The organism is Undibacterium sp. GW821-FHT07F11, assembly GCF_059418665.1.
The window spans coordinates 87,809-103,221 of the sequence record NZ_JBWKQH010000001.1 but is presented as its reverse complement, the minus strand read 5'-3'; the positions used below and the strand labels follow the sequence as shown (position 1 = coordinate 103,221).

Genomic DNA, 15,413 nt, shown 5'->3' with positions numbered 1-15,413 from the left:
ACACCAAATCATGCATCAGGATAAATCAAAAGATCACGAGCATGGGCAAGGGCGTCATCCAGTCTGTCATTGCCCCAGTACATCTGCTCGCCAACAAAGAAAGTAGGCGCACCAAATATGCCTTTGTGCATGGCCAGCTCAGTTTGCTTGCGCAGCTTCAATTTGTTTTCATCGCTCAGCGCTTGCTCAATGATCTCAATTGCCGGCAAGCCCATGTCGTTTAACACAGCAGTCACGACATCCTTGTTGTCAATATCGCGATCATACGCAAAATTCATTTGCATCATGCGACGGCAATATTCCGCTATCCAGCTTTGTTCCGCACCCAACACAGCGACCCTCAATGGTAAGATGGCAGAACGCGGGAAATTGCCAGGCCTTTTCCAGGGCAGGTCATACTTGCGGCATTGTCTTTCCATGTCCAGCCAGACATAATCACCCTTGGCCTTTTGCAAAACAAAGGGCGAAGTGTTCCAGCCAAAAGCCTGAAATATGGGGCCAAGCAAGAATGGTTGCCAGCGCACCCTGACACCAGCCCTGGCTGCATCCTGCTCTATACGCATGACGCTCAGGTAACTGTAGTTGCTGCCAAATTCAAACCAAAAATCGATGACGGGCATGGTGGTGACGGGCGTATCCATCGTGACTCCTTTTCAAAATACAACAAGGCAACGCAGCTCTATGCTTTCCCTTGGCGGTGCATCATTTGGTGCATGTGGATGATCAAATGCAGCATGTGGCGTAAAGCGCGAAACGCCATTGAACTGGCTGTCATACTGCTTGAAAATCAGCGCCTCATGCGGTTGCATTTCGGCGAAATAAGACCAACGATGTCCTGGTGAAAATCTGGATAGGTAAATTTCACCGGTGCGGTTAGGGTACTTGACATCGCAAGCCAGCAAGTGGGATTGCCTGACCGTGCGCGCATCACACACCGCCAGCGGTGTATCCAGCACGGTATTGTGGGTAGGGCGCCAGATATTGATGATGCAATAGCGCCGTATCTCAGCCATCACTTCCATATCTCTGACAACAAGCGCCAGGCGCTTTTGCCCTGATTGCTCGGTGTAGTCATTGTGTATGCGCCCATTGGCTGCTGCCAGGCCATTCTCTGCCCGCTTGCCGAAGGATAAAGTGGTTTCTCTGGGTTCGCGCCTTCTGACCAGATGATCGAAGACATAAGCCTGTCTGCCACCAGTAACTGCCAGCGCCAGTTCACGCGCTTCCTGATAATAATCAGACCTGACCTCTTCGTGATCCATGAAATTTTTCACGGACGTAGGCGCATCCCATAATTCAAAACCTTCGCGTTCAAGCTGCGGTTCCTGTTCTACCTGCCGCGCATCATGTATCGCCACTTCACGCAAATCATAAGTGGCGTTCTCCCATGGGATGCCAGTGGGTGGTTCAAAGGTATAGCTGACAGGGCGCTGCTCGCCAGGCAGGACATAGCTCATCGGCGCCAGCACGTAGCTGCTGCCTGGCATTGATACTGGTAGTGAAAATTCCCTTTGATGCTCAGTAAAGACATCCATATTGCCTCCGGCCATATTGTGACGAAGCCGGGCTTCCGGATGGTAAGTTCAGGGCTGTCGTCTATGGATATTTAAACGGATGTGAGACTGATATTCAAACGAGATTTTTGCGCCATTCGCATGCTTGAAATGCATGCGAATGCATACTTAAGTCTGTGAGATGCTAAAAATATTAACGACTGTTTTCTGCGAGTAGTCTGCTCCTGACTTCCATCAAGGCAAAGCCCAGCAGATTCAATCCCTGCCAAAGATGCGGGCTATTGCTGTCAGGATGGTCTTGTGCCAGACCTATGCCCCAGATTTTATCCAGCGGACTGGCTTCGACGATGATCTTGTCACCGATACTTAACAGGTACTGCTTCAGTTTTGGGTTTTGTAAAAACTTCGCATAGTTACCATCGACTACTATCTGGAAGCGATGTTCTACCCACAATGTCTCTTCATAATTCTTCACTTTCCTGCCCAGGCGTTTCACCATATCCGGATCATTGGTCGCCAGGATTTCCTTAAGCACGACCTTGTCGTCGAACAATCTGGCCTTGCCAGCCATCATGTAATGTTCAGCAGTAGGGTAAGTGATGCCATCGATCTGGAACGGCGCAACAAACCATTGACTGAAACAGGCCCTGTCTGCTTGCAGGCCGCGTTGCTTATGACCCCAGAAATGCAGATAGTCGAATTGCCTTCCCGCGCCTATCTGCTTTAATAATTCTTCTAGCGTATTCATGTCTTTCCTGTACTGTCTGGAATGCTGTCCACAGGCCAAGTTAGTACCCAGGCATGCTGTTCTGTGGTTTGAGGTGTCTCTGGCCAGTAGCGTTTCTTTTCCATCTGCTGCCATAATTGCGCCAGTTCCTGCAAGCCTGCCTTACTGTTCTGATGTTGCTCTGCCAGATAGCAACCTATGACCGTGCCGGTGCGGCCAATGCCGCCAAAGCAATGCACATACACGGTATGCTGCTTTGCAATTGCTTCGTGCAGTACTCGCAGGATTTCCTGCATCTGCCCTAGCGACGATGGTGTATGTCGGTCTGGTATGGCAAAGCGGCGGTGCTGGGCCTGCATGCCGCGTTCTTTCGCCAGCTTCATCAGCAGCGGTGCATAAGGGGCCAGTTCATCTTCTTCTGTCAGGTCGATAAAATAATCGACGCCGCAATCGAGATATTGCCCCAGTCTTTGTGCTGCCGTTTTTTCATCCAGTGCACCCGGGTATTCGCCTGCCAGTAACTGTCCTGGCCTTACCCAGTAAGTATTCTGATGTGGTCGCTTGGTTGTCATCATCATTCAATTCATCCTGATCAAATATGTTGGTGGCACGCTGTCGCATAACCATACGCCATTCGCCGATACAAAAAAATGGAAGCCATCTTCCTGCATCTGTTTTGCCATGACCTGCAAGATAACCGGCGTGCCGTGCCGCGCACCAACGGTATGCGCCGTTGTCGTATTTGCCGAAAGATGGACATGATGACGCGAACCCGGGCGCAGTCCATCTTTCATGATGGAAGCAATGAAACGGCTGGCCGTACCATGATATAAAACGTCTGGCGGCACTGTCACAGGCAAGGCCAGATCCACCGTTACCGAATGCCCCTGGTTTGCACGTATGCGCAAACCATCTTCACTGATGGCAAAGCGCTGCTTGTCAGAAATGCGCACTGCTTCATGCAAGTCTTCCAGCTTGAAGCGTTTGCCATGCTTCGCGGCCTGGCTCATTAGTGTGGATATTTCTGTCCAGCCTTGTGCATCCAGAGTGATGCCTATGGAGTCGGGCTGGTGGCGCAGTACGTAGCTGAGGAATTTGCTGAAGTTTTTTTGAGATTGAGTTATTTGCATTTTATTTTTCTTTTTATGAGTTACCTGTCTTGCAGGATTAAGCGCACTATAAATCAAGTTAGTTATATAAATCAACTAAGATAGTTTCGTAATGTAACTAAGATTGCCCATTTGTTGTTTTCGCGCATGTTTGAGATGGAAGTAAATAGCCGATCACAATTAAGCGGCATTGGAAGGTAAATACATTGAGTATGTATTTATTGCATTTTTCGAATTTGCAAGAAATTGTAATCACTAGAGGCGAGATGCAGGCGCAGAGCGAAACTAGCGATTTATGCTAAGTTATTGAAAATAATAACTTATTCTTGACTGCGAGCAGCGTCTTTGACACCGATTAATGAAATAAAAGAATATACGGCCACTTAGTTGCGAAAAATAACTAAGTAGCCTACAATGGAATCAGCCTCACAAGAAAAAGGAAATATCATGAAACGCAATTTGCAAGTCCTTATCATTGATCCGCAAAATGATTTCTGTGATTTGCCGCCAGCTTATCTGGCAAGGGATGTGCATAGCGCAGAGCCATTATCGCCGGCATTGCCTGTGCCTGGTGCCCATGCCGACATGTTGCGCGTGGCTGAACTTATCAATAAAGGCGCAGATGGCATCAGCGGTATCAGCATCACTCTGGACGCACATCATCGCTATGACATTGCCCATCCCACTTTCTGGATGAAAGGGCAGGGCGCGGCAGTGGCTCCTTTCACCAGCATCTCTGCAGAGGCAGTACGCGCTGGCGAATATCAGCCACGCCAGCCTGAAGCCTTGCCACGTGCGCTGGCCTACCTGGATGCACTGGAAGCTGAAGGCCGTTATCAGTTGATGATATGGCCAGTGCACTGTGAAATTGGTTCATGGGGGCAGAATGTGCATGCAGATGTGCGTGCAGCCTATAATGCCTGGGAAGAAAAACAGCTGGGTGTGGTCAACAAGATCAACAAGGGTTCCAACCCCTGGACTGAGCATTATTCGGCAGTCAAAGCAGAAGTGCCGGATGCCAGTGACCCGGATACGCAACTGAATCAGCAATTGATTACTGAACTGAGTAAAGCTGACCGCGTGTATATTACTGGCGAAGCAGGCAGCCACTGCGTAAAAGCGACCACTGAACATCTGGTAGAAAATTTTGCCGCAGCCGATTTACACAAGCTGGTATTGGTAACTGATTGCATGAGTGCAGTCACTGGTTTTGATGCCCAGTTCGAAGGCTTTGTACGCGACATGGCAGCCAGGGGCGTGCAGATTGCGAAGATGGCAGATGTATTGCCTGAGTTATTGGCGAATGCATAGAGGCCGAAAAAAGATAAATGTGTAGGGTACGCCGTGCGCTTCACCCTTTTGTCAAAAAATTGCGAGCTGATGATTGTTTGTTGGTGCGTCAAACAATGGTGCGCATGGCGCACCCTACTTAAGTGATACTAGAAAAGAAAAATATGAAACCCGTAGTTCAAAGTTTGCTGGAAACTGATTTATACAAATTCACCATGTGGCAGGCATTGCTGCATAGCCATCCAAATACCCAGACTGAGTATGCTTTCGTTTGCCGCAATTCTACGGCTTATCCGCTGGCAGAATTAAAGCAAGATGTTGAGCGTGAAATCGATCATTTGTGCGCGCTTAATTTTACGGAAGATGAACTCGATTATCTGCGTTCCTTGCGCTTCATCAAAAGTGACTTTACTGACTTTTTGACGGTCTTTCATTTCCAGCGTAAATTCATCAAGGTCAGTGCCGATGGCGACAATTTGCAAATTGTGGCAACAGGCCCACAAGTGCATGTCATGGGCTTTGAAATTTTTGTACTGCATATCGTCAATGAGTTATATTTCCGCCGCTTGCAAACAGCAGATACTCTGGACGAAGGCAGGCGCAGGCTGGCAGCAAAGATAGAACAAATCCGTGAATTTGGAAAAGAAGCACCCAAAGCCCATCCATTTGAATTCTTTGATTTTGGCTTGCGCAGGCGTTTCTCTGGCGAATGGCATGATGAAGTCGTCGCCACGCTGGCGCGTGAAGTGCCACAATTCTTCAAGGGCACATCGAATGTGTACCTGGCCAAGAAACACAAGCTGGTGCCCATCGGTACGATGGCACATGAGTACCTGCAGTCTTATCAGTCTTTTGGCGTGCGTCTGCGTGATTTCCAGAAAGCGGCGCTGGAAGACTGGGTGCAGGAATACCGTGGCGACCTGGGTACTGCCTTGACAGACGTTGTTGGCATGGATGCCTTCCTGTCTGACTTTGATCTCTACTTTGCCAAACTGTTTGATGGCTTGCGACACGACTCTGGTGATCCTGTGGTCTGGGGTGAAAAAGCCCTGGCGCATTATGCCAAATTGCGTATCGATGCGCATACCAAACGCCTGGTGTTTTCTGATGGGCTGGATCTGGAAACTGCATTTAGCCTGTACCGCCATTTTGCTGACCGCACCATGACAGGTTTTGGCATAGGCACCAATCTGACGAATGATACTGGTATCAAGGCGCTGAATATCGTCATGAAACTCAAGTCATGCAATGGACAGCCAGTAGCAAAATTATCTGACTCTGCTGGCAAGACCTTGTGCACGGATGAAACCTTCCTTGCTTATATGCGTCAGGTTTTCAATCATCCCGTAATGTAAATGAAGTTGTATCCAGGAATATCATCATGTTGAAACTGGCAGTTGCACAATTAAATTATATGGTTGGTGACTTTGCTGGCAATACTGCAGCGATCATCATGCATATGCAAAAAGCTGCGGCGGCAAATGCCGATGTTGCAGTGTTTAGTGAACTTTGTGTTTGTGGCTATTACCCCGGTGATTTACTCGAAGACAGTGCTTTCCTTGCGAAGGCTGAGCAGGCATTGACCAGCATCATGCAGGCTTCCAGAGAGAACCCCGATCTCGTCAGCGTGATTGGTACCGTGCGTCCAAACAAAGCTCAGGGCAAAGCTTTGCATAATGCCTTGCTGGCGATACGCAATGGTGAGATCGTTGCTGAATACTACAAGCAATTGCTGCCCACTTACGGCATCTTTGATGAGCGCCGCCACTTTGAACCGGGGCAGGAAGTTGCCAGCACACTGGATGTGGCTGGTTTCAAGCTGGGTTTCATGGTTTGTGAAGATGGCTGGAATGATGAAGAACATGATTACCAGGTTAATCCCTTCAACGCATTGACAGCAGCCAAGGTGGATCTGATCATCAGTATCAATGCCAGTCCTTCGGATATAGGCAAGCGCCAGCAAAGACATGCGATGTTTGCCAAGGCGGCAGCGCATCATCTACTACCCCTGCTGTATGTGAACCAGGTAGGCGGACAAGATCAACTGGTGTTTGATGGCGCTTCATTTGCGGTCACACCTGATCATGGGGTGACTTTTGAGGCAGCACGTTTTGAAGAGGACTTTCAGTTGCTGGGATTTTCAGACCTCCATTTCACCGCAATTGATGGCGCAGCATTAGCCAAGCCGGATAGCACAGGTTTATCCGTACCAGAATTTACCCGCCGCCAGATCGTCCTGGGTCTGCAAGATTATGCGCGCCGTTGTGGTTTCAAGCAGGTCGTCGTTGGTTCTTCAGGTGGTATTGACTCGGCATTGACGATCGCCCTGGCAGTACAGGCACTGGGTGCAGAAAACGTTATCGCCATCACCATGCCATCAGCGTATTCAAGTACAGGCTCAGTATCTGACTCAGTCAAATTATGCGACAACCTGCAAGTCAAACTGCATACGCATCCTATACTCAGTCTGGTAGAGCAATATGCCAAGGGTTTTGAGGATGCGTTTGCCTCGCCTTTGCGCGGCCTGACGCAAGAGAATTTGCAGGCACGCATACGCGGCACCATCCTCATGGAATACTCAAACGCTTTTGGCGCACTTTTGCTGACGACGGGTAACAAGAGCGAGATCTCGGTCGGCTATTGTACTTTGTACGGCGACACCAATGGTGGCCTGGGTTTGATCGGCGACTTGTACAAGACAGAAGTGTATGCTTTGTCGCAACATGTCAACAATGCCGCCGGGCGCGAGATTATCCCGCAAGATGTATTGACCAAACCACCTTCAGCAGAGCTGGCACCTGACCAGCTTGATACGGATAGCTTGCCACCGTATGATGAGCTCGATGAAATGCTGAAATGGCATATAGAAGGCAAGCGCCTGCCTGCCCTTGAGTTTGCCAAAGCGCAGGCTTTTGTAGAACAATTACAAAAGACAGAAGTTGGCCAGAAAAGCCTGAGCCGCATAATAGGCATGGTAGCGCGCAATGAATATAAGCGCCGCCAGGCGCCACCCATTATCCGCGTACGTGCCCGTGCTTTTGGTAGTGGACGCCAGATGCCGATTGCGGCAAAGTACAGCAATTAAGATTAATCAAAGTTTTATTTTATGAAGTCATCCATGCAAATCGACGTTGCAGTACTGATAGGACGCTTTCAACCTTTTCATAATGGCCATGCCACGCTCTTGCAGCTGGCACTGGAAACTGCCGAAGAAGTGGTCGTGATACTTGGTTCATCCTTCCATGCACGCAGTACCAAGAACCCTTTCACCTGGCAAGAGCGGGCAGACATGATCAATGCAACGCTCACACCCGCAGAGCGTGACAGGGTATCGTATATTGCCGTACGTGATTATTATGATGATGCACGCTGGGCAACAGCAGTGCGTGGCAAGGTGGAAAGACACTTCCCTTACGCAAAGCGCATCGCTTTGATAGGCCACTTCAAGGATGCTTCCAGCTATTACCTGAACCGCTTCCCGCAATGGCAGTTGGTCGCGGCAGAGCAGTTGCTGGCGATTGATGCCACAGTCATACGCCGGGTATTGTTCGAGGCGGAAGACATGCGCGTGTCACTCGATGTGATTGCCCATTACCTGCCACTGAGCATACGACAATATCTGAAAGCCTGGAGCATCTTGCCGCATTATGCCGTGCTGGTGAAAGAACATGCACAATTGCTGGCTTACCAGGCCGCGTGGAAACCGGCACCTTACGCCCCCATGTTCGTCACACTGGATGCAGTGGTCAAGGCGGCTGGTCATATCTTGCTGGTCCAGCGCGGCGGTTTCCCTGGCAAGGGCTTGTGGGCGTTGCCTGGTGGCTTCCTTGACCAGAATGAACGCCTGTTCCAGGGGGCGATACGCGAATTGTTTGAAGAAACCAATCTGGCGGTGCTGGCCTCTACGCTTGAACATTCTTTGGTCGATGTCAAAGTGTTTGACCATCCAGGCCGCAGCCTGCGTGGTCGTACCATTACCCATGCACATTATTTTGATTTGCAGACTGATCACTTGCCCGATATCCGCGCCGCTGACGATGCTGCCCAGGCAGCCTGGGTCAGCATAGACAAGTTAGAAGGGATGGAGGAATTATTCTTTGACGATCATTTCCATATCCTTGATCAGTTTCTTAATCTGACGGCTGGTGAATAAAGAAAAGGCAGGCACGATAAAGTGTCTGCCTTTTTGATTTAAGCCCCCGCTTACTTGTACTGTGGGGTAGTCAGCAAGAAACCACCACCCTGGTAGATGGTGGTGATGTCGTCTTTTTCAGGATACTCACTACTGTCTGGGTACAGGTGAGAAAACACCGTGGAGCTGTCTTTTGCCTTATAGCCCAGATGTGCGGCTTTTTTATTGTCCCACCACTTGCCCGGATTCTCAGAAACACCAAAGGCGATGGTGTGACCCACACGCTGGGCAAAGATAGAACAGCGCAGCATTTCAACCAGATCATCGTAACTGAAATAAGTCACCAGCATACGGCGTGTAGTTGGCACAGGGAAGGATGAACCTATGCGTATGCAGACGGTTTCTATGCCAAACCTGTCATAGTAAAAACGGGACAGTGATTCGCCAAAACATTTGCTGATGCCATACATGCCGTCAGGGCGGGTAGGCATGTCTGCATCGATGTAATCCGTAGTACGGTAAAAACCAACGGCATGATTCGAGCTGGCAAACACGACGCGTTTTACCTTGTGCTTGTGCACTGCTTCATAGATATTGTAAGTGCCCTGAATATTCGCATGCATGATGGCTTCAAAATTGGCTTCGGTAGAAATGCCGCCAAAATGCAGTACCACATCCACACCTTCCATCAATGCCAGCACAGCAGCTTTGTCGGCCAGATCACACTGTACGACCTCTTCGCCTTCGCCTGCAGGACCAAGATCGGCAATATCGCTAAGGCGCACGATGTTGGCCCAGGCCTTGATACGTTCACGCAAAATCTTGCCAAGGCCACCCGCAGCACCAGTCAGTAAGATGCGGTTAAATGGTTTTTCAGTAATATTGGTATTCATGGGATTCCTTCTCTTCTATTGAATTCTTGATGCGCAACTATGCTCAGGCCAGGCTATCAGGTGATCGGTGCCGGGTTAAACAAGACCAGTGCATTATGCAATTTCCAGTGTTCGGCCCAGGTTTCCTTGCCACTGGCGACATCCAGCAACATCTGGAATAACTCCCAGCCTACATCCGCTATCGTGGCTTCGCCGCTGGCGATTTTGCCGGCATTGATATCCATCAGATCATTCCAGCGTCTGGCCAGGTCATTTCTGGTAGCGACTTTAATGACGGGGACTGCCGCCAGGCCATAGGGTGTGCCGCGTCCAGTGGTGAATACGTGCAAGTTCATGCCTGCAGCCAGTTGCAAGGTACCACAGACAAAATCACTGGCAGGCGTAGCGGCATAGATCAGGCCTTTTTGTGTCAGCTTATCACCCGGCGACAGGACACCAGAAATGGTGGAGCTGCCAGACTTGACAATAGAGCCCATGGCTTTTTCAACGATATTTGACAGCCCGCCTTTTTTATTGCCCGGTGTGGTATTTGCGCTGCGGTCGACGCCGCCACGTTTCAGGTATTCGTCATACCAGGCCATTTCCCTGATCATGGCTGCTGCCACTTCCGGATTGGCGGCGCGTGAAGTCAACTGGTCTATGCCATCGCGTACTTCTGTCACCTCAGAAAACATCACTGTCGCACCAGCACGCACCAGCAGATCGGTTGCAAAACCGACTGCCGGGTTGGCTGTCACACCTGAGAATGCATCACTGCCACCACATTGCACGCCCACAACCAGCTCTGATGCGGGGCAGGGTTCACGGCGGCGCTTGTCCAGTTCTGCCAGCTGTTTTTCTGCCGTGCGCATGATGGAGGCGATCATGGAATTAAAACCCACGTGTGCCTGATCCTGCAGACATACCAGCGCAGGTTCGCCGCTGCCTTCATCTCCCTTTTTAATAGGAATGCTGCCCTTTGGGAATAAGCGTGTTGGTTGCAGTTTTTCACAGCCCAGGCTGACCACCATGGCTTGCCCGCCAAAATTCGGGTTCAGGCTTATATTACGCACAGTGCGTATCGGGATATTGGCATTTGGTGCATCAATGGCAACGCCACAGCCATAAGTATGTTCCAGACCGATCACGTCGTCGACGTGGGGGTATTTGGGCAAAAGCTCTTCCTTGATGCGTTTGACAGCATGTTCCACCACACCGGATACGCATTGCACTGTCGTCGTAATGGCCAGGATATTGCGTGTGCCTACACTGCCGTCCGCATTCTTATAGCCCATGAAGGTATAGCCTTCCAGTGGCTCGGTTTCAGGGGCCGATACGGTAGCGATAGGCAGATCCACCAGCTCTCTGGCGGCAGGCATGCGTATCAAGGATTCTTCTACCCAGCTGCCTTGGGGGATGTTGCGCACCGCATAACCTATGGTGACGTTGTAACGGGTGATTGCTGTGCCTTCTACTATGTCTTGCAAGGCCAGTTTGTGGCCCTGGGGGACGTGCTCCAGCAATTTCAGGCCACAGGGGAAAACCGTGGCTGCAGGTAAGCCGCCATCATTGGCAACAATGGCAACGTTGTCATTACCATGCATGCGTATATACAGTGGTGAACTGACAGGCAGGCTGGTGCTGGATATCGTCATTTTCTTTTCCCCTTCTTTGCCAATTGTGGCTTTCAATGCACAAAGAGTTGAGCTGCGCATAATTATTTTTGTCGAGAAATCTGATTTTCATGAAATTGGTCATACCAAAAAGGTTTTGACTTGAACATTTACAAAGAGACTTGTGGCCGCGTTGGTAATTTGTATCGTTACTACCAAGAAACCAGTTTCTCCTATGAAAATCCGTTTTTTTATACCGTCAGATTTTTCTTTTTTTACGGGAGGAAATGCAGAGTCCGCTATAATCCCTCTCGTATCATTTGTGGCGAGTATGCCACCAAATAAAAAATCTGGCTAGTCCACATTGCAAATTTGGTCTGACCACATTAGAATGGCCTGACCGAATTGCTTTTATTAAGCTTTTCTATGAGTAGCAAACACCATGATGAAAAAAAATAGTTCACAGAACGAACAGCCACCACATGAGCCAAGGTTGTACCGCGTGGTGGCAGACAGGATTCAAGCCCTGATCGCTGAAGAGAATATTGCAGCTGGAGAGCGCTTGCCGTCCGAACGCGATCTGGCGACCAAGCTCAGTGTCAGCCGTGCATCTTTACGTGAAGCACTGATTGCGTTGGAGCTGGGTGGTGTGATTGAGGTACGTGGTGGTTCAGGTGTATATGTCAGTGAACTGCCAGAAGCGCAGGCTAATGTGCCTGAAGCAGGGCCGGGGCCATTTGAGGTACTTTCGGCCCGGCGTTTGATAGAAGCAGAAGTAGCGGCAATTGCAGCGAGAGTGGCAACTGACTCTGCGATTGATGAGATTTTGAAGGCAGTACTGGAGATGGAAAAGCATCATGCCAATTACTCCAGTAATGAAAACGCTGACAGGAATTTTCATCTGGCCATCGCCAGGGCGACAGGTAATAGCGCACTGGTAGGTACGGTGGAGTATCTGTGGAATCAGCGGGGCCGTTTGTGGCACAAATTGAAGGAGCATTTCCAGACAGAAGACTTGCGGCAGGAAACACTGACTGATCATAGAAATATTTTGGAGGCGATTGCCTCTCATGATCCGGCAGCTGCACGCAAAGCGATGCGTGCGCATCTGGAAAGGGTAACAAGGACTTTCTCACGCGGATGAGCAAATAAGCGCACAAGCGCCCAAGTGCATATACAAATAAGCAGGTCAGTCATAAAGCAAAGAAAACATTTGCGACTCTATCTGCAGTAATCGGGTTTTATATTTTTTGACCGGCTGCGACCCCGGCGGGGCTTTTTGCGCCCATCTTCGTCGCAGTGGCACAGAGTACGCGAGGTGCTCCAACTAGTGCTCCATGTCCCACGAGGCATGGACGCGAGAATTCTATGAAAACTGGAGGAGACTGCATAATGAAACACGATAAGAAATTCCAAAGACCTATGTTTGTACTGTCATCCATTGCCCTGGCAGTGCTGACTATGGTCAATCAGGCACAGGCACAAGAAATACAAAGGGTGGAAGTAACAGGTTCATCCATCAAGCGTCTGGCATCAGAAGCATCACTGCCGGTCACCATGGTAACTGGTGAAGAGCTGGAAAAACGCGGCATGACCACTCTGGCTGATTTGATGATGTCCTTGCCTGAGTCAAGCTCACTGGCACCATCGAATGCCGGTTCCGGTACCAATATCAATCTGCGTGGTCTGGGCGTCAACCGTACTCTGGTTTTGCTGAATGGCCGTCGCCTCGCCAATGAAGCGATTGCCGATGGCTATGCCAATCTGGATGTCATCCCGATGAGTGCGATCGCCAGGGTAGAGATCCTGCGCGACGGTGCTTCTTCAATTTATGGATCTGATGCTATCGGTGGTGTGGTTAACTTTATCACCAAGCGTACCGTCGTCGGTAATTCCGTATCTGCACAATATGTCAAACCACAGAAATCTGGTGGCGGTGATGAGCAGCGCGTTAGCGCTACGGTTGGTGTCGGTGATCTGCAAAAAGATGGCTGGAATTTGTATGGTACGGTAGATGCACATCGCCGCAGCCGCTTGCTGGCTTCTGACCGCGCCGAACTGAGTACAACAGAAATACTGACCAGTATAGGCCGTGCACCGACACTGGGCAGCGGTGGCTATGCCATGCCTGCCAACTTCACCACAGCCACCAATAAAACTGCTGCCAATCCTTACTATGCAACTGGTTGCCAGGGCCCATACAGCATACAAGGTGCAAAAAATACTTGCATCCTGAACGCGGCTTACTACGGCACGGCACTGTACGGTAACGAACAGGTTACTTTCTATGCCAAGGGCACGAAGAAATTCAGTGACGACCATATCCTGACTATTGATTACATGCGCGGTCAGGAACACATACTCGGCACAAAAAATCCGACTACCAGCCTGGCTGCAAATGGCGTTGCTGCCTTATTGCCATCGACCAGTAAATGGTACCCCGGTGGTAGTGGTGGCGTACCCGCAGTTGCTGGCTTGAAGGGGGAGCCGCTGACCGTTACCTGGAGTGCGGCAGACCTGGCCGAAGCCACCACCAAGGACGTACAAGTCAACCAACGAATCAGCGTGAATGATGAAGGCCGTTTTGGTAACTGGGATTACAAAGCCGGTTTTGTCTACGGACACAGCCAGCGTGATAATTATTACGAAGCAGGTTATGTGAATGGTCCTGGCCTGTTGACCGGTCTTGCCAATGGCACACTCAATCCTTTCGGTTTGCAAGATGCTGCCGGTAAAGCTTACCTGGCAAGTATCTCGGTAGACGGCGCATTGAATCGCCACTCCATCAGTACATTTACAGGCATAGACCTGACGGCCTCCACCGAATTGACTACACTCGCTGGCGGACCGTTGACACTTGCTTTGGGTGCTGATCTGCACAGGGATACAACAGAAGATACCAAGACCGATATCACCTCTGTTGTTACCTATGCAGCTTCTGGGCCATCGCATGGTCAGGGTGCACGCAATGTTGCGGCGCTTTATGCTGAAATGGAAATTCCTGTCACCAAGGAATTGAATTTCAACGTGGCCGTACGTGACGATCATTTCAGTGATTTTGGCAATACCATCAATCCCAAGGCCAGCTTCCGCTATCAGCCCATGAAGTCTTTGATGTTCCGTGGTTCTGCCAATACCGGTTTCCGTGCACCGACATTGTTTGACCGCTATGGTTATCGCGTAGCAGGTGCGAACACCACCACTGCTGCCAAATGGGATGATCCTCTGCAATGTCCAGGCGGCACGCCTGGCGTAGCGGGCACCGGTAAAGCCTTGCCTGGTCTGGTGGCGTCAGCGGTATGTAATGTATCTCTGCCACGTCAAACCGGTAGTAACCCTGATCTGAAGCCAGAAACTTCAAAGGGCTTTACTCTGGGTATCGCTGCTGAACCAGTGCAAAATCTGACAGTATCTGCGGATTACTGGCATATAGAGATGAAGGACATGCTGGCTAACCTGCCTGAGCAAGTCTACTTCCTGAACCCAACCAAGTATGCAGACCTGTTTGTGCGTAATGCTGATGGCTCACTGGCTTACATCAAGAACATCACGATGAATCTGGGTGGTCAAAAAGCTTCTGGTATTGACCTTGCCCTGGCCTATTCCATTCCTAAAACATCCTTGGGTAATTTCAAGTTTGAGTTGAATGGTACTTACCTGACGCAGTTCGATAACCAACTGGAAAAGGACAGCGCCTATGTCTCCAACGTGGGTCGTTTTGGTGTAGCCAGCAATGGTACGACCAGCAGCTTGCCTATCATTACCTTCCGCTGGAAACATACACTGACGATGGCATGGAATTATGGTAACTGGAGTTCTCAACTGACGCAAAACTATAACACTGGCTACCATGACCAGAATTTGATTGCGGCTGAATACTTCAGGGACATCGAGCCATACCAGGTCTGGAATCTGACAGCAAGTTATCGTGGTTTCAAAAATCTGACTTTGTCAGCTGGTATCACCAACTTGCTGGATGCCAAACCACCTGTCACCAATCATAGTGGTTATACCTACGGTTACCTGAGCAGTGCAGCCAGCCCTATCGGTCGCGCTTTCAATGCACGTATGACGTATAACTTCTAAGTGTAGATGTAGTTATTTGACAGAGACAGGGTTTGTTCGCAGACCCTGTTTTTTTTAAGAATTCAGAAAT

At 49.9% G+C, this 15,413-nt stretch carries 13 protein-coding genes; 6 read left to right on the top strand and 7 right to left on the bottom strand.

The window, feature by feature from the left end; translation table 11 throughout:
• Positions 1–8: 8 nt before the first annotated feature.
• From AC07OI_RS00395 to AC07OI_RS00375, 5 genes are all read right to left on the bottom strand, one after another.
• The gene (locus AC07OI_RS00395; RefSeq protein ID WP_492703698.1) at positions 9–641 is read right to left on the bottom strand and encodes a 2-hydroxychromene-2-carboxylate isomerase; all 633 of its coding nucleotides are present in this window, start codon (positions 639–641) and stop codon (positions 9–11) included.
• A gap of 12 nt (positions 642–653) precedes the next feature.
• Positions 654–1,535 (bottom strand): CmcJ/NvfI family oxidoreductase, encoded by an 882-nt coding sequence (locus tag AC07OI_RS00390; protein WP_495255913.1) that lies wholly within the window; start codon positions 1,533–1,535, stop codon positions 654–656.
• 172 nt (positions 1,536–1,707) lie between these two features.
• On the bottom strand, positions 1,708–2,262 hold the full coding sequence (gene ybiA / locus AC07OI_RS00385) for a riboflavin biosynthesis intermediates N-glycosidase (RefSeq protein ID WP_495255912.1): 555 nt from the start codon (positions 2,260–2,262) through the stop codon (positions 1,708–1,710).
• Complete coding sequence (locus AC07OI_RS00380) at positions 2,259–2,819, bottom strand: protein-tyrosine phosphatase family protein (protein ID WP_495255911.1); 561 nt, start codon at positions 2,817–2,819, stop codon at positions 2,259–2,261. The genes ybiA and AC07OI_RS00380 overlap by 4 nt, the downstream gene beginning before the upstream one ends.
• Entirely contained in the window at positions 2,820–3,371 is a 552-nt protein-coding gene (locus AC07OI_RS00375; protein WP_495255910.1) for an RNA 2'-phosphotransferase, read from the bottom strand.
• Between the two features lie 426 nt (positions 3,372–3,797).
• On the opposite strand from AC07OI_RS00375, the gene AC07OI_RS00370 reads away from it, so the two are divergent.
• The 4 genes from AC07OI_RS00370 to AC07OI_RS00355 all read left to right on the top strand — a co-directional run bounded on the left by AC07OI_RS00370 (position 3,798) and on the right by AC07OI_RS00355 (position 8,793).
• Positions 3,798–4,661 (top strand): cysteine hydrolase family protein, encoded by an 864-nt coding sequence (locus AC07OI_RS00370; protein ID WP_495255909.1) that lies wholly within the window; start codon positions 3,798–3,800, stop codon positions 4,659–4,661.
• A 143-nt stretch (positions 4,662–4,804) separates the two neighbouring features.
• Positions 4,805–5,995 (top strand): nicotinate phosphoribosyltransferase, encoded by a 1,191-nt coding sequence (gene pncB / locus AC07OI_RS00365; RefSeq protein WP_495255908.1) that lies wholly within the window; start codon positions 4,805–4,807, stop codon positions 5,993–5,995.
• A gap of 26 nt (positions 5,996–6,021) precedes the next feature.
• Entirely contained in the window at positions 6,022–7,725 is a 1,704-nt protein-coding gene (locus AC07OI_RS00360) for an NAD+ synthase (RefSeq protein ID WP_495255907.1), read from the top strand.
• Positions 7,726–7,758: 33 nt separating this feature from the next.
• Positions 7,759–8,793 (top strand): bifunctional nicotinamide-nucleotide adenylyltransferase/Nudix hydroxylase, encoded by a 1,035-nt coding sequence (locus AC07OI_RS00355; protein ID WP_495255906.1) that lies wholly within the window; start codon positions 7,759–7,761, stop codon positions 8,791–8,793.
• A 50-nt stretch (positions 8,794–8,843) separates the two neighbouring features.
• Here AC07OI_RS00355 and AC07OI_RS00350 read toward each other — a convergent pair whose 3' ends face one another.
• Both AC07OI_RS00350 and garD read right to left on the bottom strand, forming a co-directional pair.
• The gene (locus AC07OI_RS00350) at positions 8,844–9,665 is read right to left on the bottom strand and encodes an NAD-dependent epimerase/dehydratase family protein (RefSeq protein WP_492703689.1); all 822 of its coding nucleotides are present in this window, start codon (positions 9,663–9,665) and stop codon (positions 8,844–8,846) included.
• A 56-nt stretch (positions 9,666–9,721) separates the two neighbouring features.
• On the bottom strand, positions 9,722–11,299 hold the full coding sequence (gene garD / locus AC07OI_RS00345; protein WP_495255905.1) for a galactarate dehydratase: 1,578 nt from the start codon (positions 11,297–11,299) through the stop codon (positions 9,722–9,724).
• 400 nt (positions 11,300–11,699) lie between these two features.
• Here garD and AC07OI_RS00340 point away from each other — a divergent pair, with 400 nt between their 5' ends.
• Positions 11,700–12,401: a FadR/GntR family transcriptional regulator gene (locus tag AC07OI_RS00340; protein ID WP_492703687.1), complete on the top strand. Its 702-nt coding sequence runs from the start codon at positions 11,700–11,702 to the stop codon at positions 12,399–12,401.
• 248 nt (positions 12,402–12,649) lie between these two features.
• Positions 12,650–15,343 carry a TonB-dependent receptor plug domain-containing protein gene (locus AC07OI_RS00335; RefSeq protein ID WP_492703686.1) on the top strand — a complete coding sequence of 898 codons (2,694 nt, stop codon included), beginning with the start codon at positions 12,650–12,652 and terminating at the stop codon, positions 15,341–15,343.
• The last annotated feature ends 70 nt before the right edge of the window (positions 15,344–15,413 follow it).

Coding starts and splice junctions, on each gene's coding strand:
- AC07OI_RS00395 (WP_492703698.1), bottom strand. CDS start 641: ATGGATACGCCCGTCACCACCATGCCCGTCATCGATTTTTGGTTTGAA.
- AC07OI_RS00390 (WP_495255913.1), bottom strand. CDS start 1,535: ATGGATGTCTTTACTGAGCATCAAAGGGAATTTTCACTACCAGTATCA.
- ybiA (WP_495255912.1), bottom strand. CDS start 2,262: ATGAATACGCTAGAAGAATTATTAAAGCAGATAGGCGCGGGAAGGCAA.
- AC07OI_RS00380 (WP_495255911.1), bottom strand. CDS start 2,819: ATGATGATGACAACCAAGCGACCACATCAGAATACTTACTGGGTAAGG.
- AC07OI_RS00375 (WP_495255910.1), bottom strand. CDS start 3,371: ATGCAAATAACTCAATCTCAAAAAAACTTCAGCAAATTCCTCAGCTAC.
- AC07OI_RS00370 (WP_495255909.1), top strand. CDS start 3,798: ATGAAACGCAATTTGCAAGTCCTTATCATTGATCCGCAAAATGATTTC.
- pncB (WP_495255908.1), top strand. CDS start 4,805: ATGAAACCCGTAGTTCAAAGTTTGCTGGAAACTGATTTATACAAATTC.
- AC07OI_RS00360 (WP_495255907.1), top strand. CDS start 6,022: ATGTTGAAACTGGCAGTTGCACAATTAAATTATATGGTTGGTGACTTT.
- AC07OI_RS00355 (WP_495255906.1), top strand. CDS start 7,759: ATGCAAATCGACGTTGCAGTACTGATAGGACGCTTTCAACCTTTTCAT.
- AC07OI_RS00350 (WP_492703689.1), bottom strand. CDS start 9,665: ATGAATACCAATATTACTGAAAAACCATTTAACCGCATCTTACTGACT.
- garD (WP_495255905.1), bottom strand. CDS start 11,299: ATGACGATATCCAGCACCAGCCTGCCTGTCAGTTCACCACTGTATATA.
- AC07OI_RS00340 (WP_492703687.1), top strand. CDS start 11,700: ATGATGAAAAAAAATAGTTCACAGAACGAACAGCCACCACATGAGCCA.
- AC07OI_RS00335 (WP_492703686.1), top strand. CDS start 12,650: ATGAAACACGATAAGAAATTCCAAAGACCTATGTTTGTACTGTCATCC.